The sequence below is a fragment of the Salibacterium salarium genome, assembly GCF_030813635.1.
Classification (GTDB): Bacteria; Bacillota; Bacilli; order Bacillales; family Marinococcaceae; genus Salibacterium; species Salibacterium salarium.
In genome coordinates, this window is sequence record NZ_JAUSUM010000002.1 from 146,178 (window position 1) to 170,981 (window position 24,804).

At 37.6% G+C, this 24,804-nt stretch carries 29 protein-coding genes; 20 read left to right on the top strand and 9 right to left on the bottom strand.

Annotation, left to right across the window (positions count from 1 at the left end; genetic code table 11):
• Positions 1-10 precede the first annotated feature (10 nt).
• The 4 genes from lpdA (at position 11) to J2S78_RS06535 (ending at position 4,116) form a co-directional block, all read left to right on the top strand.
• Entirely contained in the window at positions 11-1,396 is a 1,386-nt protein-coding gene (gene lpdA, locus J2S78_RS06520; RefSeq protein WP_306897196.1) for a dihydrolipoyl dehydrogenase, read from the top strand.
• 70 nt (positions 1,397-1,466) lie between these two features.
• Positions 1,467-2,411 carry a sugar-binding transcriptional regulator gene (locus J2S78_RS06525; RefSeq protein WP_306897197.1) on the top strand — a complete coding sequence of 315 codons (945 nt, stop codon included), beginning with the start codon at positions 1,467-1,469 and terminating at the stop codon, positions 2,409-2,411.
• Between the two features lie 29 nt (positions 2,412-2,440).
• The gene (locus J2S78_RS06530) at positions 2,441-2,809 is read left to right on the top strand and encodes a PTS glucitol/sorbitol transporter subunit IIA (protein ID WP_306897198.1); all 369 of its coding nucleotides are present in this window, start codon (positions 2,441-2,443) and stop codon (positions 2,807-2,809) included.
• A gap of 23 nt (positions 2,810-2,832) precedes the next feature.
• Positions 2,833-4,116 carry an NAD(P)H-dependent oxidoreductase gene (locus tag J2S78_RS06535; RefSeq protein ID WP_306897201.1) on the top strand — a complete coding sequence of 428 codons (1,284 nt, stop codon included), beginning with the start codon at positions 2,833-2,835 and terminating at the stop codon, positions 4,114-4,116.
• Positions 4,117-4,946: 830 nt separating this feature from the next.
• Here the strand turns inward: J2S78_RS06535 and J2S78_RS06540 are convergent.
• Both J2S78_RS06540 and J2S78_RS06545 read right to left on the bottom strand, forming a co-directional pair.
• Positions 4,947-5,099, bottom strand: a complete 153-nt coding sequence (locus J2S78_RS06540; protein WP_306897202.1) for a hypothetical protein — start codon at positions 5,097-5,099, stop codon at positions 4,947-4,949.
• 43 nt (positions 5,100-5,142) lie between these two features.
• Positions 5,143-5,448, bottom strand: coding sequence for a hypothetical protein (locus tag J2S78_RS06545; protein ID WP_306897204.1), 306 nt, complete (start codon positions 5,446-5,448; stop codon positions 5,143-5,145).
• Between the two features lie 232 nt (positions 5,449-5,680).
• Here J2S78_RS06545 and J2S78_RS06550 point away from each other — a divergent pair, with 232 nt between their 5' ends.
• Positions 5,681-6,280: an MOSC domain-containing protein gene (locus J2S78_RS06550; protein ID WP_306898735.1), complete on the top strand. Its 600-nt coding sequence runs from the start codon at positions 5,681-5,683 to the stop codon at positions 6,278-6,280.
• Between the two features lie 7 nt (positions 6,281-6,287).
• Here the strand turns inward: J2S78_RS06550 and J2S78_RS06555 are convergent, their stop codons facing one another.
• From J2S78_RS06555 to J2S78_RS06575, 5 genes are all read right to left on the bottom strand, one after another.
• A complete protein-coding gene (locus J2S78_RS06555; RefSeq protein WP_306897205.1) occupies positions 6,288-6,515 on the bottom strand; it encodes a hypothetical protein in 228 nt (75 codons plus the stop codon).
• Between the two features lie 113 nt (positions 6,516-6,628).
• Positions 6,629-6,724, bottom strand: coding sequence for a hypothetical protein (locus J2S78_RS17080; RefSeq protein WP_370871523.1), 96 nt, complete (start codon positions 6,722-6,724; stop codon positions 6,629-6,631).
• A gap of 274 nt (positions 6,725-6,998) precedes the next feature.
• Positions 6,999-7,826 carry a YihY/virulence factor BrkB family protein gene (locus J2S78_RS06565; protein WP_306897207.1) on the bottom strand — a complete coding sequence of 276 codons (828 nt, stop codon included), beginning with the start codon at positions 7,824-7,826 and terminating at the stop codon, positions 6,999-7,001.
• Between the two features lie 270 nt (positions 7,827-8,096).
• A complete protein-coding gene (locus tag J2S78_RS06570; RefSeq protein ID WP_125559852.1) occupies positions 8,097-8,252 on the bottom strand; it encodes a DUF1540 domain-containing protein in 156 nt (51 codons plus the stop codon).
• Positions 8,253-8,283: 31 nt separating this feature from the next.
• Positions 8,284-9,099 carry an MBL fold metallo-hydrolase gene (locus J2S78_RS06575; RefSeq protein WP_306897210.1) on the bottom strand — a complete coding sequence of 272 codons (816 nt, stop codon included), beginning with the start codon at positions 9,097-9,099 and terminating at the stop codon, positions 8,284-8,286.
• 133 nt (positions 9,100-9,232) lie between these two features.
• On the opposite strand from J2S78_RS06575, the gene J2S78_RS06580 reads away from it, so the two are divergent.
• From J2S78_RS06580 to J2S78_RS06590, 3 genes are all read left to right on the top strand, one after another.
• Positions 9,233-9,571, top strand: a complete 339-nt coding sequence (locus J2S78_RS06580) for a YckD family protein (RefSeq protein ID WP_306897211.1) — start codon at positions 9,233-9,235, stop codon at positions 9,569-9,571.
• 171 nt (positions 9,572-9,742) lie between these two features.
• Entirely contained in the window at positions 9,743-10,003 is a 261-nt protein-coding gene (locus J2S78_RS06585) for a hypothetical protein (RefSeq protein ID WP_306897213.1), read from the top strand.
• A 34-nt stretch (positions 10,004-10,037) separates the two neighbouring features.
• Positions 10,038-10,232: a hypothetical protein gene (locus J2S78_RS06590; RefSeq protein ID WP_306897215.1), complete on the top strand. Its 195-nt coding sequence runs from the start codon at positions 10,038-10,040 to the stop codon at positions 10,230-10,232.
• 1 nt (position 10,233) lies between these two features.
• On the opposite strand, the gene J2S78_RS06595 is transcribed toward J2S78_RS06590, so the two are convergent.
• Positions 10,234-12,189 (bottom strand): electron transport protein, encoded by a 1,956-nt coding sequence (locus tag J2S78_RS06595; RefSeq protein WP_370871559.1) that lies wholly within the window; start codon positions 12,187-12,189, stop codon positions 10,234-10,236.
• Between the two features lie 383 nt (positions 12,190-12,572).
• On the opposite strand from J2S78_RS06595, the gene tagD reads away from it, so the two are divergent.
• The 8 genes from tagD to J2S78_RS06635 all read left to right on the top strand — a co-directional run bounded on the left by tagD (position 12,573) and on the right by J2S78_RS06635 (position 20,256).
• Positions 12,573-12,971: a glycerol-3-phosphate cytidylyltransferase gene (gene tagD / locus J2S78_RS06600; RefSeq protein WP_125559863.1), complete on the top strand. Its 399-nt coding sequence runs from the start codon at positions 12,573-12,575 to the stop codon at positions 12,969-12,971.
• Between the two features lie 118 nt (positions 12,972-13,089).
• Positions 13,090-14,304 (top strand): CDP-glycerol glycerophosphotransferase family protein, encoded by a 1,215-nt coding sequence (locus J2S78_RS06605; RefSeq protein ID WP_306897218.1) that lies wholly within the window; start codon positions 13,090-13,092, stop codon positions 14,302-14,304.
• 23 nt (positions 14,305-14,327) lie between these two features.
• A complete protein-coding gene (locus tag J2S78_RS06610; protein ID WP_306897220.1) occupies positions 14,328-15,131 on the top strand; it encodes an ABC transporter permease in 804 nt (267 codons plus the stop codon).
• 15 nt (positions 15,132-15,146) lie between these two features.
• Positions 15,147-15,965, top strand: a complete 819-nt coding sequence (gene tagH / locus J2S78_RS06615; RefSeq protein WP_306897221.1) for a teichoic acids export ABC transporter ATP-binding subunit TagH — start codon at positions 15,147-15,149, stop codon at positions 15,963-15,965.
• 183 nt (positions 15,966-16,148) lie between these two features.
• Positions 16,149-16,727 carry a biotin transporter BioY gene (locus J2S78_RS06620; RefSeq protein ID WP_306897223.1) on the top strand — a complete coding sequence of 193 codons (579 nt, stop codon included), beginning with the start codon at positions 16,149-16,151 and terminating at the stop codon, positions 16,725-16,727.
• A gap of 10 nt (positions 16,728-16,737) precedes the next feature.
• Positions 16,738-18,279, top strand: coding sequence for an AMP-binding protein (locus J2S78_RS06625; protein ID WP_306897224.1), 1,542 nt, complete (start codon positions 16,738-16,740; stop codon positions 18,277-18,279).
• The gene (locus tag J2S78_RS06630) at positions 18,272-19,432 is read left to right on the top strand and encodes a thiolase family protein (protein ID WP_306897226.1); all 1,161 of its coding nucleotides are present in this window, start codon (positions 18,272-18,274) and stop codon (positions 19,430-19,432) included. Before J2S78_RS06625 ends, J2S78_RS06630 begins: the two co-directional genes overlap by 8 nt.
• Complete coding sequence (locus tag J2S78_RS06635) at positions 19,429-20,256, top strand: MaoC family dehydratase (RefSeq protein ID WP_306897228.1); 828 nt, start codon at positions 19,429-19,431, stop codon at positions 20,254-20,256. The genes J2S78_RS06630 and J2S78_RS06635 overlap by 4 nt, the downstream gene beginning before the upstream one ends.
• Here the strand turns inward: J2S78_RS06635 and J2S78_RS06640 are convergent.
• Entirely contained in the window at positions 20,250-20,456 is a 207-nt protein-coding gene (locus J2S78_RS06640) for a methionine aminopeptidase (RefSeq protein WP_306897230.1), read from the bottom strand. The genes J2S78_RS06635 and J2S78_RS06640 overlap by 7 nt on opposite strands.
• Before the next feature lie 159 nt (positions 20,457-20,615).
• Between J2S78_RS06640 and J2S78_RS06645 the strand changes: the two genes are divergently transcribed.
• From J2S78_RS06645 to J2S78_RS06660, 4 genes are all read left to right on the top strand, one after another.
• Positions 20,616-21,611: an S-layer homology domain-containing protein gene (locus J2S78_RS06645; RefSeq protein ID WP_306897231.1), complete on the top strand. Its 996-nt coding sequence runs from the start codon at positions 20,616-20,618 to the stop codon at positions 21,609-21,611.
• 156 nt (positions 21,612-21,767) lie between these two features.
• Complete coding sequence (locus tag J2S78_RS06650) at positions 21,768-22,016, top strand: hypothetical protein (protein WP_306897232.1); 249 nt, start codon at positions 21,768-21,770, stop codon at positions 22,014-22,016.
• Positions 22,017-22,066: 50 nt separating this feature from the next.
• Positions 22,067-22,540, top strand: coding sequence for an acyl-CoA thioesterase (locus tag J2S78_RS06655; protein ID WP_306897234.1), 474 nt, complete (start codon positions 22,067-22,069; stop codon positions 22,538-22,540).
• A 132-nt stretch (positions 22,541-22,672) separates the two neighbouring features.
• Positions 22,673-24,691 carry a methyl-accepting chemotaxis protein gene (locus tag J2S78_RS06660; RefSeq protein ID WP_306897235.1) on the top strand — a complete coding sequence of 673 codons (2,019 nt, stop codon included), beginning with the start codon at positions 22,673-22,675 and terminating at the stop codon, positions 24,689-24,691.
• Positions 24,692-24,804: the final 113 nt, after the last annotated feature.

Genomic DNA, 24,804 nt, shown 5'->3' on the forward strand with positions numbered 1-24,804 from the left:
AGGTTGAGCTATGAGTTCCTATGATATTGTCATCATTGGAAGCGGGCCGGGTGGTTATATAGCTGCCATTCGGGCTTCAAAAGCAGGAAAAAAAGTTGCTGTTGTAGAGGAACGGGATGTAGGAGGAACATGTTTACATCGCGGTTGCATTCCTTCTAAAACGATGTTGCAGCATGCAGAGGTTTTACACCAAGTAGAAAACGCAGCAGATTGGGGGATTCAAACGGGAGAGACCACCTTCTCATTCGAAAAAATGTTAAAACGAAAAGAGAAGATTGTTTCACAATTACAAAACGGCATATCCTCTTTGTTAAAGCAGGGGAAGATTGATGTCATCCAAGGTCTCGGTCAAGTGACTCATCCCGAAAACGTAGTAGTAGACACATCGAATGGAGAGAAACGTTTACAAACGAAAAAGATAATAGTAGCGACAGGAACAAACCCAATTATTCCACCTGTTAAAGGGCTGGAGGATATCCACTTTGATACAAGTGATAGTATATTTCATCTACAAGAACTTCCCTCATCTCTATTAATCGTTGGAGGCGGCATTGTTGGGGTAGAATACGCTAGCTTATTTGCAAGTCTTCATGTCGAGGTAACGATTGTTGAAATGAACGAAGATATTATTGTGGAAGAAGATCCCGATGCTGCAGCTATATTACGTCAATCTCTTGAACGCCAAGGGGTATCAATTCTCACGAATACAACTCTAGAAAAAGTCGAGGAAAATCAAGGGAAAATAACAGCATCGTACAAAAACAATGCTGGAGAGTCTGGTCAAGTTCTTACCGATCATGTATTAATAGCAGCGGGTCGAAAGCCAAATGTATCAGCTCTAAAAAATAGTTCGGTTGCATATGAGGAAGGTTTTATAAAAGTAGATAAAAACATGCAGACTAATATACCAGGAATATACACGATAGGGGATCTTGCAAGCGGAGGATGGAAACTTGCTCATGCTGCAAGTGCAGAAGGAATAACAGCAGCAGAGCATGCTTCTGAAATTCAACCTACCATTAATAAGAACCTTATTCCTCGATGTATCTATACATCTCCTGAAATTGCAGCTGTAGGTCTAACCGAAAAAGAAGCGAAGCAGCAAGGATATAACTATAAGATAGAAACGGTTCCTTATCAAGGGAATGGAAAAGCGATGGCTATGGGAGAAACAAACGGTTTAACAAAAGTAATTATTGATAAAGAATTTGGGGAAATATTAGGGGTTACGCTTATTGGACCTCACGTAACTGAAATGATTGGCGAACCGACAGCATTTATTCACCTTGAAGGAACGGTAGAGGAATTAGCTGCAATGGTTCATCCTCACCCTACTTTATCGGAAAATCTTTTTGAAGCAGCAAATGCCTGGCTTAATAAAGGCATACATCATTAAAAATTTCTGATTGAAATGGGGAATGGTACAATAAGGAAGCAAATGACTATCGTAAACAAAGGGGATCTTTATGCTAAGTTGGGAAGAACGTCGACAAATTGTAAAGGTGGCCAATCTTTATTATTTTGATGGTTGGACACAAGCACAAATTGCCAAAAAAATGAATGTGTCTCGGCCTGTAATTTCAAAACTACTCCATAAAGCAAAAGAAGATGGCATTGTGGAAGTTTACATTAAAGATGAGAACGCACACACCGTAGATTTAGAGCAAAAATTAGAAAAACAATATGGATTAGATCAGGCTATTGTATTATCAACCAGCGGTTTTACACCGGAAATGGTAAAGCGGTTTTTAGGAAAAGTTGCCGCATCCTATTTATCTAAACAATTGGATGAAAATAAAAAATTAGGATTGTCATGGGGAACAACGTTATCGGCACTTATAGAAGAATATCCGTATGAGCGCCGGGATAATGTGCATATTGTTCCGTTAGTAGGCGGAATGGGGCGTTCCCATGTAAATATCCATTCCAATTCTTTAGCTTTTAATTTAGCACAGAAGATGAATGCGACGTGTTCTTATTTATATGCACCCGCTATAGTGGAGTCAGAAGAATTGAAAGAGAGACTTGTGAACTCAAAAGACGTAGCGCATGTGCTGGAACAGGGGAAAAATGTAGATATTGCAGTAGTTGGAATGGGTGATCCATTTAAAAATTCAACCATGGAACAAATCGGATATTTGCAGCCAGAAGATTTACATTCGCTTCGAAAATCAGGTGTTGTCGGGGATATCAGTTCAAGGTTTTTTGATGCGGTAGGAGACCAAGTCGATCATCCATTAAACCACAGAGTGATTGGGTTGGATTTACCTGACTTAAAACGTATACCTCAAGTGATTGGCATAGTAGAAAGTTTGTACAAATTAGAAAGTATTGAAGCGGCATTAAAAGGCGGGTATTTGAATGTTCTTATTACAGATGACCGCACTGCCCAAGAACTTGTGGAAGAATAACATTATAATCAATGGGAGGTTAACTAACAATGACAACTTATTTTGAAGCGGACGTCACAACAATTGGTCCAGAAGTAGAATTAATGTTAGAGGATAATATACTCATTTTATTTAATGAAACGGCAACAGAAGATTTAAAAGAAATAGCGGTTATTCATAATGCTCAAGGCATTTCTGGAGAAATTGAACCCGGTGATGAATTTGTTATAGACGATCATGCATATAAAATCTTATTTGTCGGGGGCAAAGCCAACGAAACGATGAAGGATTTAGGGCATGCGACGTTACAATTTAATGGGGAAGACGATTCTGATATGCCTGGAACCATTTGCTTAGAACATGGTCCGAATAACAACATTTCAGAAGACTCGAAAATTCAATTCCGTAAAAGAAACTAAGAGGAGAATAAGGAGGTTCACTTATGTTAGGAATAAATAGAAAACTTCAAAAGCTGCAAGCGGAAGATAAATATATAAAAGTAGGGTTAATTGGCGCTGGTCAGATGGGACGTGGAATGATTTCACAAATTGAAGGAATGAAAGGAATGAAGGTGGTAGCAACCGCTGACATTCAAGTATCAAATGTGGTGAATGCTTATGAAAACGCTGACATCCCTTCGGCAGATATTGTTCAAACGGAAATAGAATCTGAAGCCATAAGAGCTATTGAAAATGGAAAAGTGGTTGCCTCTTCTGATTCAAAACAAGTGGCCAGTATGGCACCAGTTGATGTTGTTGTGGATGCAACCGGAATACCGAATGTAGGTGCGGAAATAGCATGGGAAGCAATTTTAAATAAAAAGCATATCGTCATGTTGAATGTTGAAGCTGATGTCACGGTAGGCCCAGTTTTAAAGAAGTTAGCTGACAGTGCAGGTGTCGTATACACAGGTTCTGCTGGAGATGAGCCAGGGGCAGTGATGGAATTGTATGACTTTGCAGACGCACTTGGATTTGAAGTAGTTGCGTTAGGAAAAGGGAAAAACAATCCACTAAATATTGAAGCTAATCCATCTACTGCTGCAGAAGAAGCGCAAAAAGTAGGAGCAAGTCCTAAAATGTTAGCCTCTTTTCAAGATGGTACTAAAACAATGGTAGAGATGAATGCCGTTGCAAACGCAACAGGATTTGCTCCGGATCAATCAGGAATGCATGGTTTTAAAGCATCAGTTGATGAACTAGCCGATATCTTTCAATTGAAAGAAAACGGGGGCGAATTGAACTCAACAGAAATTGTGGAATATGTACAAGGTGTTGCACCTGGGGTTTTTGCCATTATTTCTTCTAGTAACGCAGAGGTTCATGAAGAATTAAAATATGTTAAACTAGGAAATGGACCCCACTATACATTGTATCGCCCTTATCATTTAACAAGTCTGGAAACACCTCTTTCCGTAGCTAAAGCTTACTTTGATCAGGAAGCAACGATTGCACCTCATTATGGATGCCAAGGTGAAACAATAGCCGTTGCGAAAAAAGATTTGAAGGAAGGGGAATATTTAGACAGCATTGGCGGGTATAGTGTATATGGGACGTTAATGAAGAAAAAACAAGCAGAAGCAAGTAACGGATTTCCAATCGGCCTGGTTGACAGCAATGTAAAAGTACTTCGTGATGTGAAAAAGGGAGAAACCTTAACGTATAATGATATTGAACAGACGAAAGAGTCCACCATTTGGAGACTGCGTATGCTTCAAGACGAATAGTTTTTCTGAAAGATATGGGGACGAATTGATGCCTGTCAAAGAGGTGAGTAGTATGAAAACGAATAGTATGGAATCAGACCTTTATTGCAACCAGTGCAGAGAAGAAGTTCCTCATGTCATTCGTTATATTAATCACGAACTTTCTAGTATCATGTGTCAGAAATGCGGTAGGGAATTAGAGGTTGACGTTGACATTATGAACGAACTATATGGGGAAGTTTATAGTCGCATTACAACAAAACCTTCGCGCATCACAAAAGAATATAGGCACAATCATAGTGACTTTTTCTTCTCTCTACCTACACGAGTTATAAGCAAACCTTATCGGCTGATGAAAGACATGCATGAGACCCAAAAAGTAATACGGCGATATAAAAAATAAGTGTAAAAAAGTTGTTCTGCGGCTATAAACGTAGAACAACTTTTTTACGTCTTCCATGTTAGGTGCAAACGCACAGTTATTTTGTTTTTTTAGAAGGTAAGAAAGGATAGATTTTGCGCGATTTATATTTCCGGGCGAACCTTCAGATTTAGGGATGAGGTCAAGGGCTCACACGAGGGGCCTGCAGGATTAAGGTCCGTTCGGTGTTGCCACAGGACGAGGCGGTTTTACCTTAGGGGCTTTTCTCAATTGAATGTTTAAAGGATAACACCGAGGAATGATAATCAAAAGGGGAAATAAAGGTGTGATAAGAAAACTAATAAAGTACATTATCTTTGGATATGTAGTGAAAAAGGAAGGCAAATGTTTTCTAAAAACATTAGAAAATAGTTGTTTTTCTAGTGATGTTAGTAAAAAGGTCGGAGGGGGAAGTCCCCTCGTACTCGGTTTATTTGAATAGTTTACGAAGTAATTTTCCTGTTTGACGCCCAGCTACACGCCGTCCAACTCGCTTTCCAATCGTTCCACGCTTAACGGCATTCACATCGCCCAAAACACGCGATAGTTTATACAATACTCGTCTTATGTTATTCATTTTCATTAAAATCCTCCCCCTTCAAACTATAATATGAGGGAATGTATATTTAACGAGATTGTAAATACTTCTCAAGTCTTTCTTCTGCTATTTTGGCGGAAACAGAGGTTTCAGTCAGCATCCCTAATACCATATCTGTTTTACCTTGTTGTTTTAAAAAATGGAATACATTTGGTTTTTGGACTTTTAGAATAGATATCATTTCAACCGTTGGCAGAGGTTGATCGGATGATTTAAGTCGTAAAAAATAGCGTAAAAAGTTTCTAAACTCGTGCACTGATTGCTTAGTGTCAGGATATGTGTCCAACATCGTTTGGAACTTTGCAATCGCTTGCTCTAATTCTCTATTTTGCATTTTCTTAACTCCTCCTTTCTACTTATTTCGACATATTTTTAAAAGTTTTAATACAAAACTTTTAAAATAGGAACAGAAGGGAGATGGTATATGTGGTAGTCGTATTTTATGGTAGTACTTGTTTCTAATCATACGGATGATAAAATAAAAAAAACAGACAGAGGAGGAAAAATGAGTGGGGAAACAGGGAGCAAATCAAATACACCATTTAGCAATTGGACTGCCTAAAGATATGAATCATGGTGAAAATAAACAAATACGAACAGGTATTCAAAAACAACTAGTTGAACACGCTTATTTAACTGAACATGGTTTTGAAAGGGATGATGTAGCTGATAAAAAAAATCATGGCGGACCCGATCGGGCAGTATGCATTTACCCATACAAACATTACAAAACATGGGAACGCGAATTTGGGGTGAAACTTGATAAAGCAACATTTGGAGAGAATTTGACGGTAGAAGATATGAGTGAGGATGATGTATATATCGGCAACACATATAAAGTGGGAACGGCGGTTATTCAAGTGACACAAGGACGGATTCCGTGTGACACCATCAACAAACGCACTGGCATATCCACTTTACTAAAAAGAGTGATTGAAACGGGATATACTGGGTTTTTATGCCGGGTGTTGAAAAGTGGAAAAGTAGAAGCAGACGACGAGTTGGAAATAATCAATACCGATTCTCGTCGTGTTAGTGTGCTTTTTGCTAATCAAACCTATTTCCATGATGCTTCAAATAAAAAAGCAATCGAAAAAATTTTAACGGTAGATGCTTTGGCGGAATCTTGGCGTGAGAAATTAACGAAACGATTACGAAAGCTGTAAGTTACTTTTACTCGACCAAATGAATAAGCTTTTTATTACGGGCTTGTTTTTCATCGTAATCAGCAAGATCATATTTTTTTAAAAGGTGAAACACCTCATTCAGCTTATCTTGTTGCAACTCTTCGTTTAATTTCTTTTTACAGTTATTGTATAAAGAGGAAGGGAGATGTTGTTTCTGGCTTTCTAATTTTTCGTATACAGACTCATTGGAGTGGTCGATATTACAAGAACTCATTGTAGTATCTCCTTTCTCGTTTTCTTTAATTCTGCAGCTATGAGAATATACGTTAAATGTAGAATCTCGAATAAACCCAAGGGCAGTAATGTTTAAATTTTCAGTCAATCTTATTATATTACAAGGTCGGTGGGGGTATCTTTTATTACTCCAATTTTTGCGATTTTTGTCAACATTTCTGAGGACAATCTGCCGCTGAACACTAACATTTTATCACGAATGGTTATATGATTTAACAGGCAACGTCCATAAAGTTTATCGAGTGCTGCCGATATGATATCGATTTACAATAACGTCAGACGTAGAACAAATGGCGACATTGCGAACGCCTCCTGTTTTTTAATAACTTTGATCCTACTTCTCTCACAATAGTGTCGTATACACTGAAAAAATTCTCCGTCTTTCTAGGTCGATATCGGTTTTTAGATATTCATTTACATGACATGTCCTTCCTCATCTCTAATAAGCGAATAACGAATTCCATTAGTCATAACGTCTATTCTTATGAATGATTGCATTGATTTCTCCGCCGATAACAAGAGAAAGTCCTGTTAAAAATAACCATAACATTAAAACGATGACACCACCGAGACTACCATAAGTAGCCGAATAGTTCCCGAAATTACTAACATAAAATGAAAATCCAAATGAAATCAGCTGCCAAAGAATGGTGGCTGATATTGCTCCTGGCAGGACATAGCGGAATGAAAGTTTAATCTTGGGTGCAAAAAAATAAAGGCAGCATAAGAGAGCAATCATAACGACGATAGTTAGAACCCAACGCAATATTTGAAATAAAACTTCTGTTTGTTCTGGTAATGTAAAATAAGAAGTTATCATATCAAGTAAAAGTTCTCCAAAAATAGATAGAATAAAAATAATGATAAGGGAAGCTAACATACCGAAAGTAAGAATGATGGATAAAAATCTAGCTTTCCATATGGGTCTATGTGTTGTTACATTAAATGCTTCATTCATTGCCTTAATAAAAGCATTCATGCCGGCAGATGCGGACCAAATCGTACCAATAACCCCAAATGTCAGTAATCCCGAGTTGTCATTTTGTACGACATTAATAACGTTTTCCTCTATCATTGCTGCAGTTTGAGGAGGAAGGGCCGTTTCAATGAAAAACATAAGACGGTCCATGTCCATTGAAAAGTAAGGAAGAACAGACAAAAATAAAATCAATAAAGGAAAAAGAGATAACATATAAAAAAAGGCCTGTTCTGCTGCAAGACCAGTCGCCCGGTCTGATTGCATTTCTTTACCAAGAGTCCTTCCGAACGTATACATACGCATAATACGCATTAAACTTCCCCCTCTCTTTCTCTTTTTTCCCAAACGAGACTGCGTTTAACCATATATACTCATAACGTATTGTTTTTATTTCATTTCATTCGGGAAAAATAAAATAACAACAAGAAAAAGAAATGGAGGATGAATGTATGATACGGACAATACTAATGATTATAGGTTTGGTTGTAGTAGTAAGTGCGATAATAAATTTTGTATTTTAGTATTCAAAATTACAAGCCCCTTTTCCTTTGCAGGAAGAGGGGCTTGTATTAATTAAGATGGTTAATGTGCTTTTTCAAACGTTTTACAATCTGTTTCATGCACATTGGAAGCTTTTTCTCCTTGATGGCTGACAACATAAATTTTATCTGCGTTGCAAAGATTTCCGTCTTCCCAATAATGACAGTTATGGACCTCACAAAGCACGTCCTGAGCCATGTATTTTCACCTCCTTTCAAATAAGGATTCTCTAAACATATTCTCCGTAATCAGGAATAGCGATCTGGTCAAAACGAGTGACAAGTTGATTTAAACCTGCTTTTAGGTCATCTCCACCCATTGGAATCCCGTGACCGGTGATAGCAATATCAGGTTGAAGGTCACGCAATTTTTCCACCGATTGTCGGGCGGCATTCCAGTCTGTTGTTAAGTAACGTGGTGGACCATGAACTTCCTGGGTTTGCATGGTGACCTTGAATAAAGAATCTTGTTTTACCGTTACAAACGCATCACCTGCGATTAGTACTTGATTCGTGTCATTATATAAAGAAATATGACCAGGTGTATGTCCGGGAGTATGAAGCCATTTCCACCCTTGCATAACAGGAATCGAACCATCTTCTGGAAGCTGTTTTATTTGTTTACTGATATCAATTCCTTCATTTGGGAACATTTTTGACATTTTAGCTACCCAACCTCCTTCTACACTCGTGTCCGGCTCTGGATAATTTCGTTCACCTGTGAGGTAGGGCAGTTCTTTTTCATGAGCATAAACAGGTACATTCCAACATTGTGCAAGTTCTTCGACTGCACCGACATGATCGAAGTGGCCGTGGGTAAGAATAATTGCTTGTGGTGGATGATCGCTGCCTATTTGTTTTTTGGCCGCTTTACGAATGGCATCTGCTGAATGTGGCATTCCTGCATCAATAAGCACCCATTCTTGTTCCGCTGATATATAAAAACAAACATTTACCACTTGATTCGTATAGGAAAAAAGTGTATCTGTCACTTCTTGAATCGACCCATTCATAATCGAAGTAACAGGTAACAGTTTATCTTTCATTTCTAATCCTCCTAGTGTAAGTAACTGCTATATTCCATACGTTTTGCGAAAATGAGTGATGTTAAACAAGAAAAAAATGAATAAAATACCTATACTTTCACAAAATAAAACGACGATAGAAGGAGGGATAGTATTGAATAAATATTGTATGAGTTGGTTGACTGCAGTTGTTGCAGCGGTAGTAGTCATGTTTGTTATACCACAGCAAGTGACGGCCGAAAGTTTTCATGAAGGGATGGAAGACGTAGAACTTACGAAAAAACAGCAAAAAGAGCTATCGGAACTGCATACAAGCATTATAGAACAAGAAAAAACAGTGATTGAAAAGTATGTTGAGTTTGGAGTAATACCAAAAGAAAAAAGTGAGAAAATAAAATCACATTTAGACAAACGATACGCTGACTTAGAAGATAATGGGTTTATTCCACTTCCTCATCACCACCACAAAAAATCAAAAGAAGAAGCTTCTTAATACTGGATAATTAGTAAATTGCCACTAAGATGAGCTATTTGTATGAGGTTCATAAAAAGAGGCATCTCAAGATGTAAATGGGATGCCTCTTTTTGCTTTAAGAAAAATAAAAGAATCATTCTTGAAACAATCTTCCTTTTTTTTCGTAAAAAAAGAAACAAGGAGGATAAAATGTTATTCATGATAATTATTACTCTATGTTGGTTTCTACTGGCTGCTTTGTTTGTATTTGCTGAAGGGGGACCTATTTTAGGTTTTTCCTTAGAATTTTTTTCGAGCATGAAAGAGGTAAATTTTGTAGAGAATCAAATTATCAATGTAATTAGCTTTCACTTGGGAACCATGTGGATGCTTGCAGCTCCGGCCATTTATGTGAATAAAAAACAGCAAAAAAAGAGGAATTCCATTAGTAGGAGCGAACATGTAGCTTAAGGTTGTTATAGGCATGAAAAGGAGGTGCGGGGTGATGGCAAAGAAAAAGACGAAACCGGCAGTTGGTCTTGCCAGCTCCATCATTTTAATGAGTTGGGGGGCTTATCGCCTATCGACAGTCTCCTTTTCTTCTAACTTATGGATAGTTCCGATGGTTTTAATGGTAACAGGTTTCATTGGAGGCATTGCAAACCTATTGTATTTTTTTAGAAGGAAAAAGACTGAATAAGTCAGTCTTTTTCCCCATCCAATTGCAATACATACTCTACTAGTGCGTTTTGTTCTGCCCTCGTAAATCCTCTCCTCTTATCGACCCAAAAAGAGTGACCTCCCCCTTTGATATCCAACTTTTTCAGTTTTGTCGATGATTGATTAGCATCTATCACTTTTTGTCGTAACGATTCATCCACCATTGCTTTCATACTGAGGTAAGGATCTGGATTTATTCCTTTGTTTAGAGTTCCGGGAATACCTATATCCTTCTTTTCATCTGGACCTACGGCAACGCCTCCATCATGTAAATATGGGGCCTGCCAATAAACTCCAGCAAGTCCTTTTACTTTGTATCCCCCATCTGAACCGTTGTGAGCAAAACCTAGTTTTACATCGTTTTTCGAGAAGCTATTTGAAGGAATTTGTAAACGAAGAGGTTGGTTAGGTACTGGAACGGGTGTGTCTGGCGCATATATAGATGCTTTATCCCAAATTTTTTCTGTTGAGGCTAACGCTTTCGCACGAGTTGGACTTGTGCCGATTTCTTTAGAAGGAATAATTTGATTGTTTGTTTTGAAACGACCAGCGTGACAAGACGAACACCCTGCTCGTTGAAATACCTCTCTACCTTGTTTAATAACCGCATCACTGACGGACCGCTCCGGCTTTGGTGGAACAAGGGTATTTTGATACGCGGATACTGCATTGTTTTGTTCATTCACTTTATATCCGGGTGATGATACAATCAATCCGTCTGGAGCTGCTAATGTGACTCGCGGAAAAGTCGGAAGCTTCACTAATTCGTTCACACCAGGAGTTTGTGGATTTGGATCGACATCCTTGAAAAAAGAACTTGGCTTTTTCGAGGAGGACGGTTGATAACGAAATCTTTCATTAGCAGCGTTTTGAAGAATAGTGCCGATATACATTTCTTCATCTATCTCAAACATTTCTTTACTAATATGAGACTGTGCAAGAGCATCTGCACCTTGTGCATGAACATTGTTACTAAGCGTTGTTAAACCGTTGAATGGTCCAGCCATTCCCATTCCACTCCAACTGTACGGGTGATCTCCAAAAGTAAAAGAATCGCCTACCTGTGTGGGGTTGGATGTAAGGTCTACCGTCGCATCAAAAAAACCACGCGGCCAGCTAATTAAAGTTTTATCGACTTCTTGTTCAAATGTATTAATGTCGGGTAACTTAGCCGTTTTATTATCAGATGTTTTAATTTCGCGGCTAGAGGAGCTAACGTATTTCTCTATATTTTCTTTTTCTGTATGGGTGAAATAGGCTGCTGAATTACTAGCGAGAGCCATCAGCAGCCCAACATTCAAATTTGTATTTGTTGCTCCTTCGACTATTTTACCATTGCGCTCGTCGACTCTGGCGTGACAGGCCGCACAGGTAATACCTGCTTTCACGCGTCCTTTTTCTACCGTCAGCGGCATCCCAATCGGCATCATGCCACCTTTAGGAACAGCCAAACCTGTATCAATTTTTTCTCCTTTTTCAAATGTCTTATCGTCTATTGTAATTGTCTGAGCTAATTCGACTTGAAGGTTGTTTGTCCCTTTCCCTTTCAAAGCAAACGATGCTTTCGCAATATTCCAGATAGATAACGGGCCGTCAAGAATCCCCATAATATCTGTTAAAAATACTTCATTCCCAAACGTTTCCTTATAAAAAACTTCTCTTCCAAGATCAAGCAAATCTTGATCAATTTTCACTGTTCCCTTTTTTGATGAAAGTTCTGCTGGTGATTTTGAAGATGCTTCTTCTTCTGAAACCGATTCGCCCCATGTATCGTAAACTTGTTCAATACGACCGTTACGATAAATGTCGTCTTTATTAGCTACTTTATCAAACGACGGCATATAAGCTATTCGAAAAGATGGAATAAAAAACAGAAAGAATGCTGTAACAGCTAACACTATAAAAATAATGGTACCGTATTGCACGCGTTTTCGAATCAAACATACCTCCCTTTCTTTTCTATGATGCTCGATGTTGTGTGTATTATGAGGAGTTATGTTTAAATCAACATCAAGGATGGAAAAGAAAATGCAGGTATGAAAAAATGTGAGGACAGAATGTGTATTGGATAAATTTCTCTAATACCGAGCATGACTGTATATATAGAAATATTACTATAAGTGTTTTGAGAATTTCACATATTTTTTTATAATATTTAGGCGATATTTGATTAATTGTTTATAGTGAATCTTTGAATGGTGTGATATAATTCTGAAAGTCAATGAAATTTTCCTGTTTTTTTCATTAAGCTTGTAAAGAAAATATAAACGATTATAAAGAACTTCATGATAACGTTAGAGAGAAGCTAGGAGGAATACAAATGAAAAAAGTTATAACGTATGGAACTTTTGATTTGCTGCATTGGGGTCATATAAATTTGTTGAAGCGAGCTAAAGAGTTAGGAGATTACTTGATTGTCGCAATCTCAACAGATGAATTTAATGAAATAAAAAACAAAAAAGCATATTATCCTTATGAACAAAGAAAAATGATTTTAGAAGCAGTTCGTTATGTCGATGAAGTCATTCCTGAAAATGAGTGGGAACAAAAAGCGAAGGATATCGTTAACTATAAAGTGGACTTGCTGGTAATGGGAGATGACTGGAAAGGGAAGTTTGATTCTCTTGCACAGTACTGCGAAATCGTGTACTTGCCAAGGACCGCTAATATTTCCACGACAAAAATAAAAAACGAATTGCTCCTTGCGAATGCGTATTAATGAAAAAGAGGGATTTTTTCTCTCTTTTTTTGTTTTACACTATGAAAAGGGTATATAATAGACCGGACCGCTGTAAATACTAAGATTACTTGTTTTAAACAGAAGGGTATTGAATGTTATGAAAAAGAAATTAAAAAAAATGCGAAAAAAATGGAAGAAGATGAAAAAATCAAAAACGATACGAAAAATGTATCGTAAAGTATTTGGATTAGTAGGTAAACTCCCTAAAAAAGACAATATTATTGTGTTCGAAAGTTTTTTAGGGAAACAGTACAGTTGTAATCCAAGAGCAATTTATGAAGAAATGAAAAAGCAAGATCGTGATTTTACCTATTATTGGAGTATTGATCATCGGTATAAAAAACATTTTGAAGAGCATGGTGTACGAACGATTCATCGTTTTTCTATCAAATGGTTCATTGTTATGATGCGTGCAAAATATTGGGTGTTCAATAGTCGATTGCCAAAATGGATTCCCAAGCCGGCAGAGACCGTTTATTTACAGACTTGGCATGGTACACCGTTGAAAAAATTAGCGCTTGATATGGAAGAAGTGCATATGCCTGGAACAACAACCGAAATGTATAAGAAGAATTTTGTGACAGAAGCAAAAAGGTGGAATTATTTAGTTGCACCTAACGAATATTCGGCTGAAATATTCGAGAGAGCGTTTGAATTTGACCATACATTTTTAAAAACGGGTTATCCTCGTAATGATTACTTGTTTCGTTACAACAAGGAAGATGTTGATGCTATAAAAAACAGATTGAATATATCTCATGACAAAAAAGTTATATTATACGCACCAACTTGGCGGGATAATGAATATCACTTTATCGGAAAATATAAGTTTTCCGTTAAAATGGATATGGATGCAATGAAAGAAGAACTCGGAGATGACTATGTGATTTTATTCCGACTACATTATTTGGTCGCTGATCACTTGGATCTCAGTGATTATGAAGACTTTGCAGTTGATGCATCCCATTATCCGGATATTCGTGATCTCTATATTGTAAGTGACTTGTTAATCACTGATTATTCGTCGGTAATGTTTGATTTTGGTGTGTTAAAACGACCAATGCTATTTTATGTTTATGATATTGATAATTATCGAGATATGCTACGAGGATTCTATTTTGATTTTGAAAACGAAGCGCCGGGACCTTTAGTTACAACAACAGAACCGTTGATAGAAGAAATAAAAAATGCGGATACCATACGAGAGCGATATCGTCCTCACGTTGATACGTTTGAAGAGAAGTTTCACTCGCTTGAAGACGGAAATGCGGCTAAGCGTGTGATAGAAAGCGTTTTTGGCCGGTCGCGGTAACAATAAAAAAAGAGGGAATCGCTATGAAATCTGTCTTTAATATCGCAAAAGAACTTTGGCAGAACGTTTATTTAATTAATAGACTGGCTCTGTATGAAATAAAAATTAAAAATAACAATAACTATTTGGGGGCGGCCTGGGAGCTTATCACCCCACTCTTTTTCATAGCCATTTATTGGTTTGTTTTTGGTTACGGCATAAGAGAAAACAGTGCTGTGGATGGTATTCCTTTTCTAAACTGGATGACGGCAGGCATAACCATTTGGTTTTTTATTCAACCAGCGATAACACAAGGTTCAAAAGCTATTTATACCAAGATTAGACTAGTGTCGAATATGAACTTCCCAACTAGTGTTATTCCTGCTTATGTCACGGTATCAAAATTATACCCTCATTTAGTTATTTTATTTCTCGTTATGGTCTTCATGCAGTTTACGGATTACAAAATAAATTTATACTATATACAGTTTCCGTATTACATTATTAGTATGGTGATTCTAACGTTAGCAGTTGTACTTATTACTTCAACGCTAACGACAGTTATTCGAGATGTCCAAATGTTTATTCAATCGACCATACGTGTGTTCTTATATATTACTCCTTTCTTGTGGATTGCTGATATGCCAGGTTGGGTTGAATCGCTTATGCGGTTAAACCCTTTATATTATTTAGTGGAAGGTTATCGTGCCTCTTTTTTCGCAGAATCGTGGTACGCAGTAGAAAACTGGGAATATACGTTATATTTTTGGGGGCTTGTTGTTGTCTTGTTCGTTATCGGGGGATTTTTGCATATGAGATTCCGCAGACACTTCATTGATTTTCTATAAAAGGGGGGATTGACTATGTCTAAAGCGGTAGTGGCAAACAATGTAACGAAGAAATTCAAATTATATGAATCCCAGACCGAGCGTTTAAAAGATTTACTGATGCCCAAAAGTTTCGGAGAGGAGTTTTTTGCTCTTCGTAATGTTTCTTTTGAAGCAGAACAAGGTGATATTATTGGATTGTTAGGCGTGAATGGATCTGGGAAGTCAACATTGTCGAACATTATCGCTGGCATCGTTCCAGAAACCAGCGGTGATATACAAATCACTGGTGAACCCGCTATTATCGATATATCCTCCGGTTTGAATAGCAAATTGACTGGTAGAGAAAATATCGAAATGAAATGTTTAATGCTTGGATTTACGAAAAAGGAAATTAGAAACATGGAGCAAAACATTATCGAATTCGCCGAAATGGATAAATTTATTGATCAGCCTGTAAAATCTTATTCTAAAGGGATGAAATCAAGATTAGGTTTTTCAATAAATGTTAGTATTGATCCAGATATTTTGATCGTAGATGAAGCGCTGTCTGTCGGAGACAAGGCATTTGCAAAAAAAAGTTTGGAAAAGATGCAAGAGTTTAAAGAACGGGGCAAAACAATGTTTTTTGTGAGCCATTCTCTTGGTCAAATAAGAGAATTTTGTAATAAAGCCATTTGGCTTGAATTTGGTGAAATGAAAGCTTCCGGCCCATTAACCGAGGTTGCTGCTGAATATGATCAATTCTTGAAAGACTATAACACTTGGACGAAGAAACAACGTAAAAAGTTCCGTCAGCGTGGGTTTGCCCAACAAAGTCAAACGGAGCAAAGCTTGAATACGATTGTGAAATAAAAAAGGTACAAAAACCAATATGTTATACACACTCGGATGACAGTCATTCGGGTGTTTTTTATATTATCGAAAAGTCATTAATTTTCGTAACACACCTTATTGTTAACTTTAATAAATTAAATGTTGACAATTATTTTTTTCTTGTTAACATTCTATATAGACTTATTTTTGGAGGACAAGTGTATGAGAACAAGAACAATGATGTATGTTGCAATGTTTGCGGCGGTAGTTGGAGTGCTTGGACTGATACCGCTGATTCCATTGCCATTTTCACCGGTACCGATTACAGCACAGACACTGGGGGTTATGCTTGCTGGTTGTCTTTTAGGAGCAAGGTTGGGCGGAGCAAGTATGTTTCTTGTGTTGGCATTGATAACAGTAGGTATACCACTTTTATCAGGTGGACGTGGAGGAATAGGTGTATTGTTAGGTCCAAGTGGAGGTTATATTTTGTCATGGCCAATCGCTGCTTTTGTTATAGGATGGATAATAGAACGTTTCTTACCACGTCTTCGTATGATTCAAGCGTTAACGGCTAATGTAATAGGTGGTATTTTGATTATTCATATATTCGGTATATTGTATTATGCTTACATTACGAATGTTTCGATTGCAACGGCAGTTATTTATGATATAAGTTTTTTACCTGGCGATACGTTAAAAGCAGTTGTCGCTTCATACATTACTGTAAAAATAGCTAATAATCACCCTTCCTTGTTAAACGGAGTACAAAAGACGATCTTATATAAAAACGCTAGTTAGGTGAATGGATATGACTATTGCTTCTAGATTTCGTAACAACGCAAAAACAAATCCGGATAAAATAGCTATACATACAAAGGAAGAATATGTAACCTATCTTGCCTTAGATAAAAAAACAGATACGGTTGCCGGAGCACTGTTAAAGTATAACTGTGCTAATAGTGACACTTCGCCACCTAAAATTGCTATTTTAATGTCTAATAAAATCGAATTTATAGAAGTGCTTCTCGGTTCGGCAAAGGCAGGATGGCTGACTGTAACGTGCGACCCAAAATGGAGTGAACGAGAAATTCTAACGATGTTAGAGCAGGCGCGACCAGAAGTATTATTTATCGATTCCTCTTTTTTCTCACTCATAGATGTTCTTCCTAAAAAAATACGTATTGTTGTTTGTGATGAATTGGAATGCCAAAGCAGTCTGTCTTACCAAAACTGGCTCTTGCAAGGGGGAACTGTAACTTATTATTCTAAGCCATACTTTAAAAACCGTCCTTTTTATATGGGGTTTACATCAGGTACAACGGGGCTTCCAAAAGGATTTATTAGAACTCATCAATCTTGGATTACAAGCTTTATCGAAGCAGATAAAGAATTGCAGTTACAATCGACGGATGACATATCAGTTCCTGGTCCACTCGTCCATTCTCTATTTCTATTTGCCGTGTTATACGCACTTCATTTAGGTTCTACTTGTTATTTAGAAAGAACTTTTTCGGCCCGGGCGCTTAAGCAAACATTAAAAAACAACCATATAACGGTAATGTATGGAGTTCCGACAATGTATGAAGCATTATTTTCTTCATTACAGGAATTTGAACAAAAGGACATAATCTTAGAAAAATGCATCATATCTGGTGATAAGCCCTCCAAACATAAAATAAAGGAATGGGAAATCATTTTACCAGAAACAGAATGGATATCGTTTTACGGGTCATCAGAGCTAAGTTTTGTAGCTATTCTCCCACATGTTGATAGATATAGAAAAGAAGAGGGGATTGGATATCCTTTTTCAACTGTGGAAGTTTCTATTCGAGATCAGTTGGGAGAAGAGTTGCCACAAGGTGAAATAGGAGAGTTATTTGCACGAAGTCCGATGGTTTTTTCTGGGTATCATCAAGAAAGGGTTATGGAGAAGGGGGAATGGATCTCTTCTGGAGACATGGTTTGGTCAGAAAAGGACGGTTTCTTGAATTTAGCAGGACGTAAGAAAAATAAAATAGTGACAGGAGGATTAAATGTTTTTCCAGAAGAGGTGGAAACCTTATTAAAATCTCACTATTTGGTGGAAAATGCAGCTGTTACAGGAGTTAACGATGAATATTGGGGTGAAAAGACTGCAGCCTTAATCGTCTTGTATCATCACAGAAACATAGACAAAGAAAAAGTTATAGAGGAATTGAAAGCCTATTGTAAAAATAATCTGGCTGTTTATAAATGCCCACAAAGATGGGAGATTACAAACGAAATTTTCCTTACGACAAGTGGAAAACCTGCAAGAAGTGTAATGAAGGAAAAGTTGCAAAAGAAAGATAGGGACAATATAGATGAATAAACCAGTTATCGTATGTGCTAAACGAACAGTGATTGGCAAAGTAGATGGAATTATCCGAAATATTCCACCGGAACAGTTGGTTAAAACGCTCATTCAAGATATTTTGCTAGAAACAAAAATTCCTACGGAGGAAATAGATGACGTTATTCTAGGAAATGTTGTTGGTCCGGGTGGAAATATAGGCCGGCTTTCATCTCTTGAAGCCGGTCTGCCAGTGAATGTACCTGGAATGACAGTAGATAGGCAATGTGGATCGGGACTTGAAGCTATAGGTATAGCTTCAAGAATGATTCAAGCCGGTGCAGGCAACATTTATTTCGCAGGTGGTGTGGAAAGTGTAAGTTTGGCACCTTGGAAAATGGAAAAACCAAAAAATGTATATAAAGATTTCCCACGTTTATATGAAAGAGCTCGTTTCTCCCCCGATGTAATCGGCGACCCAGAAATGGGAGAAGCGGCAGAAAATGTAGCAGTGAAATATGGGATTTCAAGAGAAGATCAAGATATTTATGCTGCCGAAAGTCACCGTAAGGCAACCGAGGCGATGGAAAATGGCCGGTTTGATAATGAAATAGTGAATCTTGTTGGTATTTCTAATAATGATGAATGTCCAAGACGTAAAACAAGCAAAAGAATGCTACGACGTCTTCCCCCAGTGTTTATGCAAAACGGAACAGTTACCGCTGGAAATTCTTGTCCGAAGAATGACGGTGCCTCTATTGTTTTAATTATGGAAGAAAAAAGAGCAGTAGAGTTGGGACTTGATCCAATCGTAGAGGTGTTGGATACAGTGACGTCAGGCGTGGACCCGAACTTACTTGGAATTGGTCCAGTTCCTGCTGTTCATCAATGTTTGGAACGAAACAGATTGCAGATGAAAGATATTGATCAAATGGAATTTAATGAAGCCTTTGCGTCTCAAACTCTTGCTTGTATAAGATCATTTGAGATTCCGGTTGATAAAGTGAACACTGGAGGTGGTACGATTGCTCTTGGTCATCCATACGGTGCAACGGGAGCGATTATTACGACAAGGTTGTGTACGGAGATGACACAAAGACAGACAGAGTTTGGTATTGTAACAATGGGCATTGGCGGTGGAATGGGAATTGCCATGCTTTGCAAAAATAAAAACGGAGGAACAAAATCATGATAAATTCCTCTTGGGAAGGCGCAAAAACCGATACTAAAGATTTTTCGATAACAAGTGAGATGATTAATCGTTGGATAAAGTGTGTGCAGGACAAACATCCAATATACACAGACTTTCAAACTTCATTAAAATATGGATATATTGATGTGGTAGCCCCGCCAACCTTTCCGATGTCTTTTTGGCACTATTTTTTTCTTCCTTGGATGAAACAAGAAGACACCGTCATTCATCAAAAACAAATGTTTATTTATTACAGCCCCCTTACTGCTGGAATGAATATTAAAGCTTGGATTACATTGAATGAAATAAATACAATAAAGCTGTCATCAGGATTATTTCAACGAGTGCGACAAACATTGTCGGGCGCAGAAAATAAAAAATTAGTGTTTGAAGCTGTAGTAACCACGCTAATTCCTTTGAAACATAAGTTTTCCAAAACGTCTAGAAAGCCAAAAAATATAGAAAACATAAAAACAAATGCCGATTTCCACACTTCATTTTCATTGGAATGTCTGCAACATTACGCGAAATGTTCGGGTGATATTCAGCCGATTCATCTTGATGAACGAATAGCACGTCAAAAAGGATTTTCCCGACAAGTCGTACATGGTATGTTAATAATGGGATTAGTTGCTCGTTTGTATCATGCGAAAATGAACCAAGGGTACATCATGAGATCGTTTGATATGCAATTTGTATTTCCATTATTAAGGGATGAGAACATATTTTTTCTAAGTAAAAATCAGAGCCCCAATAGTTCATTGTTGAAAGTACGAGGGTTTAATGAAAGGGGGACTCTGATTTTTACAGGAACAATTCAATGATATTCATTTTCCCAGTCGGAAAATAATCCACTCCCCTCACAGCCGGGGCACGATAGAGGATCCGTGTAGTAATACTCATTTGGAACTAATTGAATTCCCCTTCCGCGGCAGTCGGGACATTTCCCCTGTTTTTGCATGGCCTCAATCTTGTTATTTCGAGCAGATGTTCTCCAATCTGACCACCATTGCCAAAGATTCATTATAAAACACCTCCTCTTTACTGTTTGTATTATGGCAAGGAAAAGGAAGATATATACAAGTTAGAAATGAGTAAAAATGTGGTATATAACTATAAGTAGTTTCTTTTCGTATTTTCCTATTGTTATAGTAGAGATTAAATGAAGATGGAGGGGAACCCTATGAAAAAAATAAAACAAATGATGGTACCTGCTTTTCTCATCTCTTTATTCGTTCCAGTTTATGCATCTGCTGAATCAGATGATTTTCGTGATGTAGAAGAAGATTATTGGGCAGCGGATGAAATTAATTATTTAGCAGATAAAGAGATTGTTTCTGGTTATGATGATGGAAGTTTTCACCCCGGTGAAACGGTCATACGAAGTCAAGCTGCATCAATGCTTGTGAAAGCACTTGACCTTGAAATCGAAAACAGAACAAATCCGGATTTTTCTGATGTGAGTGAAGACTTTCACGCTTATGACGTAGCAGCAGCTGTTTGGGATGAAGAGATAATTTCAGGAAGAAATGGAGCATTTATGCCAAATGATGCTTTGACGAGAGGACAAATGGCCGCTGTACTAAACCGTGCCTTTAAATTTGGTGATAACGAAAATAAATCGGAATATTTCTCTGATATAGACCAAGATTATGCTTTGTATAATGACGTTCAGATGATAGCACAAATGGGGATAACTACGGGGTACAGTGACGGTAGTTATAAACCTAACAATGATGTGACAAGAGCACAATTTGCGGTATTTTTAGCGCGCGCTTTAGATCAGGATCAATTTGTGAATCCGAATCATACAACTTATACAAATAATCGTTTTGGATTTGAAGTGACATACCCTGATAATTGGGAGGATGGAGAAGAAGCAGATAATGGAGATGGAAAAACGTTGTTAGATGATAACAATTCAACAATCAGGGCATATGGTACGCATTATAAAGAAAATCAAGCACCAGACGTTGACGACTATGAAGAAGTTACACTTGATAATGGGAAAACAGCGTATTATCATACAACACAATCTGACAACAAGATTGCTTTTGATCTCTATCGTGTGACCGAAGAAACCGAATACCATGTCAACGGTGAAGTGACAAAAGCGTTCTATTCTGAAAATGCAAATGACATAAGAGACACACTTTACAGTCTAGTTACGCGAAATTGACGTGTATGTATAATTGAATGACGCACCTATTTTTCGGAAAGAATAATAAAAAGATGGGTATACTAAAATAATTATGAGAAGTTATCTTACAATTCTAGAAAATGACTTGTAATGTTACACAAATATATTATGATGAAAGTAAAGGAGGTTACATATATGGAGAAAGAATTAGAACAATTAATAGAAAAACTACCCGAACAGGAAAGGGACGTATATCAATTCATGCAGAATGAATACGACCAGTTGGAACAAGCAGGAGAAAAGCATGATGTAGCAGAGAACGATACATTTGTTGAAAAAAAAGCAAGTGAACAATTTGATATCACAGAAGAAGAAGCAGGAAATATTTATGCTAAAGCAGAATCACAGATAAGTCGTTTTAACAAATACGGGGCATCCAAGTAACGGATGCTCTTTTCTTATATGCAAAATTTTTAATGAAGGGGTTAATAAATATGGAAAAGGCATACCCAATGGAACGGTCAAGAACGATTCAGACGAGACTAGTATTGCCACCTGATACGAATCATTTGCAAACAATATTTGGTGGTAAAGTGTTAGCTTACATAGATGAAATCGCCGCTTTATCTGCGATGAAACATTCTAATAGTGTTGTTGTGTCAGCATCCATAGACTCGGTTGATTTTTTGTCCGCCGCCAAAGCGGGAGATGCTCTAGAGTTAGAAGCATTTGTTACCTCCACCGGGCGAACATCGATGGAAGTATTTGTTAAGGTGTATGCAAACAATCTATTAACAGGCGACAAACAATTAACAACAGAATCTTTTTTAACGATGGTAGCAGTAGATGGAGAAGGTAATCCAATAGAAGTTCCGAAAGTGAAACCTTCAACAGAAGAAGAGCAACGTTTATTTGATACAGCTGATGCACGCAAAGAACACCGGAAACATCGCAAAAAAATAAGGTGAATGGACATATAGTTCTTAAGTAATGAGTATTATTTTTATAATTTGTCGAATTAGGTAGAAAATCTTAAATACCTTCCCTATAAAACTATTACTTTTGTTACAATCAAATTAATAGTTTGAAGGGAGGACAATATGAACATTATTACATCTACTATAAAAAGAAAATTAATTGTTAGTTTTCTACTCGTTGGGTTGATACCAATGGGAATTGCTGCCTACTTTATTTATCAACTAAGTAGCGATGAAATTGTTTTACAAGAAGAAGAGTCGATGGAAGAGTTAGCTCAAAGTACTGCTAGTGGAATGGAGCAGTGGCTAGACCGGAGATTGTCAGAAATCAAACTTACCTCTCAGTCTGAAGACATAAAATCAGAAAATGTAGATGATCAATTACAACTAATGAATTATGTTATTAACCAGGAAGATACGTTTGAAACGGTAGTATTTACCGATCCGGAAGGTATCGTTCGCGCCCATACGACAGAAGACAATATTGACGAATTGGATTTGTCGGATAGGGAATATTTTCAAAACGGAATGTCAGGTAATGATACTATTTCTGATGTGCTTGTTTCCAATTCGACAGGTAATCGAATTGTTGTCGTAGCATCGCCAGTGGAAGATGATTCCGGTGAAATAATCGGTGTCTTATCTGCATCTGTTAACTTTGAGGCGCTAATTGCCCAATACTTAGATCAAGAGAATAACGAATTAGGTAACATAGAACCCGTTTTTGTTGACGGTGAGAATACAATACAACTACACAAGAACGAAGATTTAATTGGTACAACTGTCAGTGAATCCGGATTAAATGAGGAATGGGTATCTGTTTTTGAACAAGGTAAAGAGGAACAAGGATTTTCAATCGTAACAGAAAATAATGGAGATGAAACGCTTTCTGCTTTTGCTCCGATTCCATTAGCTGGATATGGATTGTATTTAACGACCCCGATGGATAGCGTTCTTTCTGTCACGGACCATATTCAACTATATACAATTATTATAACGATCGTTGCCGCTGTTGTTATCATCTTCGTGGCAGCAATTGTTGCAGGGAAAATCAGTAATCCGATACGAGTTATTACAGAAAAAGTGAAACAGGTAGCAGACGGTGATTTATCGGGAGAAAAGGCCGATGTCAAAACGAATGATGAAGTCGGAGAACTGACGACACATTTTAATACAATGACGACTAATTTACGAGAAATTATTCAAGAAGTGGAAGAAAATGCTGAGCAGGTTAGTTCGTCCTCAGAAGAGCTAACGGCTAGTGCAGAACAATCAAGTCAATCGTCGGAAGACATCACACAATCGATTCAACAAGTGGCTAGTGGATCAGAAACACAAAAAAATCGAGCTCAACAAAATGTTGAGTCTATGGAAGAAGTGTCTCGCGGAGTTGAACAAATGGCATCATCTGCAACCGAAATGGCTGCTACTTCTGCGCAAACCCTTGAAAAAGCGAATGAAGGGGGACAAGCAGTACAACAAACGGTTGAAAAAATGCAGACCATTCATGAAGCTGTAACGGATTCAAATGAAGTCAATCAATCTCTAGGACAACGTTCGAAAGAAATTGAAAGTATTTTGAGTGTTATCTCTGACATATCTGAGCAGACAAACCTATTAGCTCTAAATGCAGCGATTGAAGCAGCTAGAGCTGGGGAACATGGTAAAGGGTTCGCAGTTGTGGCCGAACAAGTACGAAAGCTAGCTGAAGAATCACAACAATCATCTAACCAAATATCTAATATTATCGGAGATATCCAACAAGATATGGAGAAATCTACGGAATCTACCGCAAAAGTTACCCAGGAAGTAGAAGATGGCATGTCGATTGTTAACCAGGCCAAAGAACGGTTTGAGGAAATTAGATCCTATACACAATCCGTCGGTGAGCAAATTGAACAAATCGCTGCCACTTCCGAAGAAATATCATCAAGCAGTGACGAGGTCACCGCGGCATTTAGAGAAATGACTAAAATAACGGAAGAAACATCATCAAGTGCACAAAATGTAGCTGCTGGTTCGGAGCAACAATTAGCTTCAATGGAAGAAATTGATTCAGCTGCACAATCGTTAAGTAAAATGGCGACGGATTTGCAAGAAGTCGTTAATCGATTTAAACTCAACAAAGACACTCGCAGTTAATTCTGCGAGTGTTTTTTGCGGTTGATAGTATCACGAATGGTGATAATAATAAAGCAGATTACTTTGCATTCCTAAGATTTTCTGCGACAATGCTTTTTGTTGGTATTTAAACA

What these genes read in the sequence shown, in the direction of transcription:
- lpdA (WP_306897196.1), top strand. Translation starts at nt 11, where the DNA reads ATGAGTTCCTATGATATTGTCATCATTGGAAGCGGGCCGGGTGGTTAT.
- J2S78_RS06525 (WP_306897197.1), top strand. Translation starts at nt 1,467, where the DNA reads ATGCTAAGTTGGGAAGAACGTCGACAAATTGTAAAGGTGGCCAATCTT.
- J2S78_RS06530 (WP_306897198.1), top strand. Translation starts at nt 2,441, where the DNA reads ATGACAACTTATTTTGAAGCGGACGTCACAACAATTGGTCCAGAAGTA.
- J2S78_RS06535 (WP_306897201.1), top strand. Translation starts at nt 2,833, where the DNA reads ATGTTAGGAATAAATAGAAAACTTCAAAAGCTGCAAGCGGAAGATAAA.
- J2S78_RS06540 (WP_306897202.1), bottom strand. Translation starts at nt 5,099, where the DNA reads ATGAAAATGAATAACATAAGACGAGTATTGTATAAACTATCGCGTGTT.
- J2S78_RS06545 (WP_306897204.1), bottom strand. Translation starts at nt 5,448, where the DNA reads ATGCAAAATAGAGAATTAGAGCAAGCGATTGCAAAGTTCCAAACGATG.
- J2S78_RS06550 (WP_306898735.1), top strand. Translation starts at nt 5,681, where the DNA reads ATGAATCATGGTGAAAATAAACAAATACGAACAGGTATTCAAAAACAA.
- J2S78_RS06555 (WP_306897205.1), bottom strand. Translation starts at nt 6,515, where the DNA reads ATGAGTTCTTGTAATATCGACCACTCCAATGAGTCTGTATACGAAAAA.
- J2S78_RS17080 (WP_370871523.1), bottom strand. Translation starts at nt 6,724, where the DNA reads ATGTTAGTGTTCAGCGGCAGATTGTCCTCAGAAATGTTGACAAAAATC.
- J2S78_RS06565 (WP_306897207.1), bottom strand. Translation starts at nt 7,826, where the DNA reads ATGCGTATTATGCGTATGTATACGTTCGGAAGGACTCTTGGTAAAGAA.
- J2S78_RS06570 (WP_125559852.1), bottom strand. Translation starts at nt 8,252, where the DNA reads ATGGCTCAGGACGTGCTTTGTGAGGTCCATAACTGTCATTATTGGGAA.
- J2S78_RS06575 (WP_306897210.1), bottom strand. Translation starts at nt 9,099, where the DNA reads ATGAAAGATAAACTGTTACCTGTTACTTCGATTATGAATGGGTCGATT.
- J2S78_RS06585 (WP_306897213.1), top strand. Translation starts at nt 9,743, where the DNA reads ATGTTATTCATGATAATTATTACTCTATGTTGGTTTCTACTGGCTGCT.
- J2S78_RS06590 (WP_306897215.1), top strand. Translation starts at nt 10,038, where the DNA reads ATGGCAAAGAAAAAGACGAAACCGGCAGTTGGTCTTGCCAGCTCCATC.
- tagD (WP_125559863.1), top strand. Translation starts at nt 12,573, where the DNA reads ATGAAAAAAGTTATAACGTATGGAACTTTTGATTTGCTGCATTGGGGT.
- J2S78_RS06605 (WP_306897218.1), top strand. Translation starts at nt 13,090, where the DNA reads ATGAAAAAGAAATTAAAAAAAATGCGAAAAAAATGGAAGAAGATGAAA.
- J2S78_RS06610 (WP_306897220.1), top strand. Translation starts at nt 14,328, where the DNA reads ATGAAATCTGTCTTTAATATCGCAAAAGAACTTTGGCAGAACGTTTAT.
- tagH (WP_306897221.1), top strand. Translation starts at nt 15,147, where the DNA reads ATGTCTAAAGCGGTAGTGGCAAACAATGTAACGAAGAAATTCAAATTA.
- J2S78_RS06620 (WP_306897223.1), top strand. Translation starts at nt 16,149, where the DNA reads ATGAGAACAAGAACAATGATGTATGTTGCAATGTTTGCGGCGGTAGTT.
- J2S78_RS06625 (WP_306897224.1), top strand. Translation starts at nt 16,738, where the DNA reads ATGACTATTGCTTCTAGATTTCGTAACAACGCAAAAACAAATCCGGAT.
- J2S78_RS06630 (WP_306897226.1), top strand. Translation starts at nt 18,272, where the DNA reads ATGAATAAACCAGTTATCGTATGTGCTAAACGAACAGTGATTGGCAAA.
- J2S78_RS06635 (WP_306897228.1), top strand. Translation starts at nt 19,429, where the DNA reads ATGATAAATTCCTCTTGGGAAGGCGCAAAAACCGATACTAAAGATTTT.
- J2S78_RS06640 (WP_306897230.1), bottom strand. Translation starts at nt 20,456, where the DNA reads ATGAATCTTTGGCAATGGTGGTCAGATTGGAGAACATCTGCTCGAAAT.
- J2S78_RS06645 (WP_306897231.1), top strand. Translation starts at nt 20,616, where the DNA reads ATGAAAAAAATAAAACAAATGATGGTACCTGCTTTTCTCATCTCTTTA.
- J2S78_RS06650 (WP_306897232.1), top strand. Translation starts at nt 21,768, where the DNA reads ATGGAGAAAGAATTAGAACAATTAATAGAAAAACTACCCGAACAGGAA.
- J2S78_RS06655 (WP_306897234.1), top strand. Translation starts at nt 22,067, where the DNA reads ATGGAAAAGGCATACCCAATGGAACGGTCAAGAACGATTCAGACGAGA.
- J2S78_RS06660 (WP_306897235.1), top strand. Translation starts at nt 22,673, where the DNA reads ATGAACATTATTACATCTACTATAAAAAGAAAATTAATTGTTAGTTTT.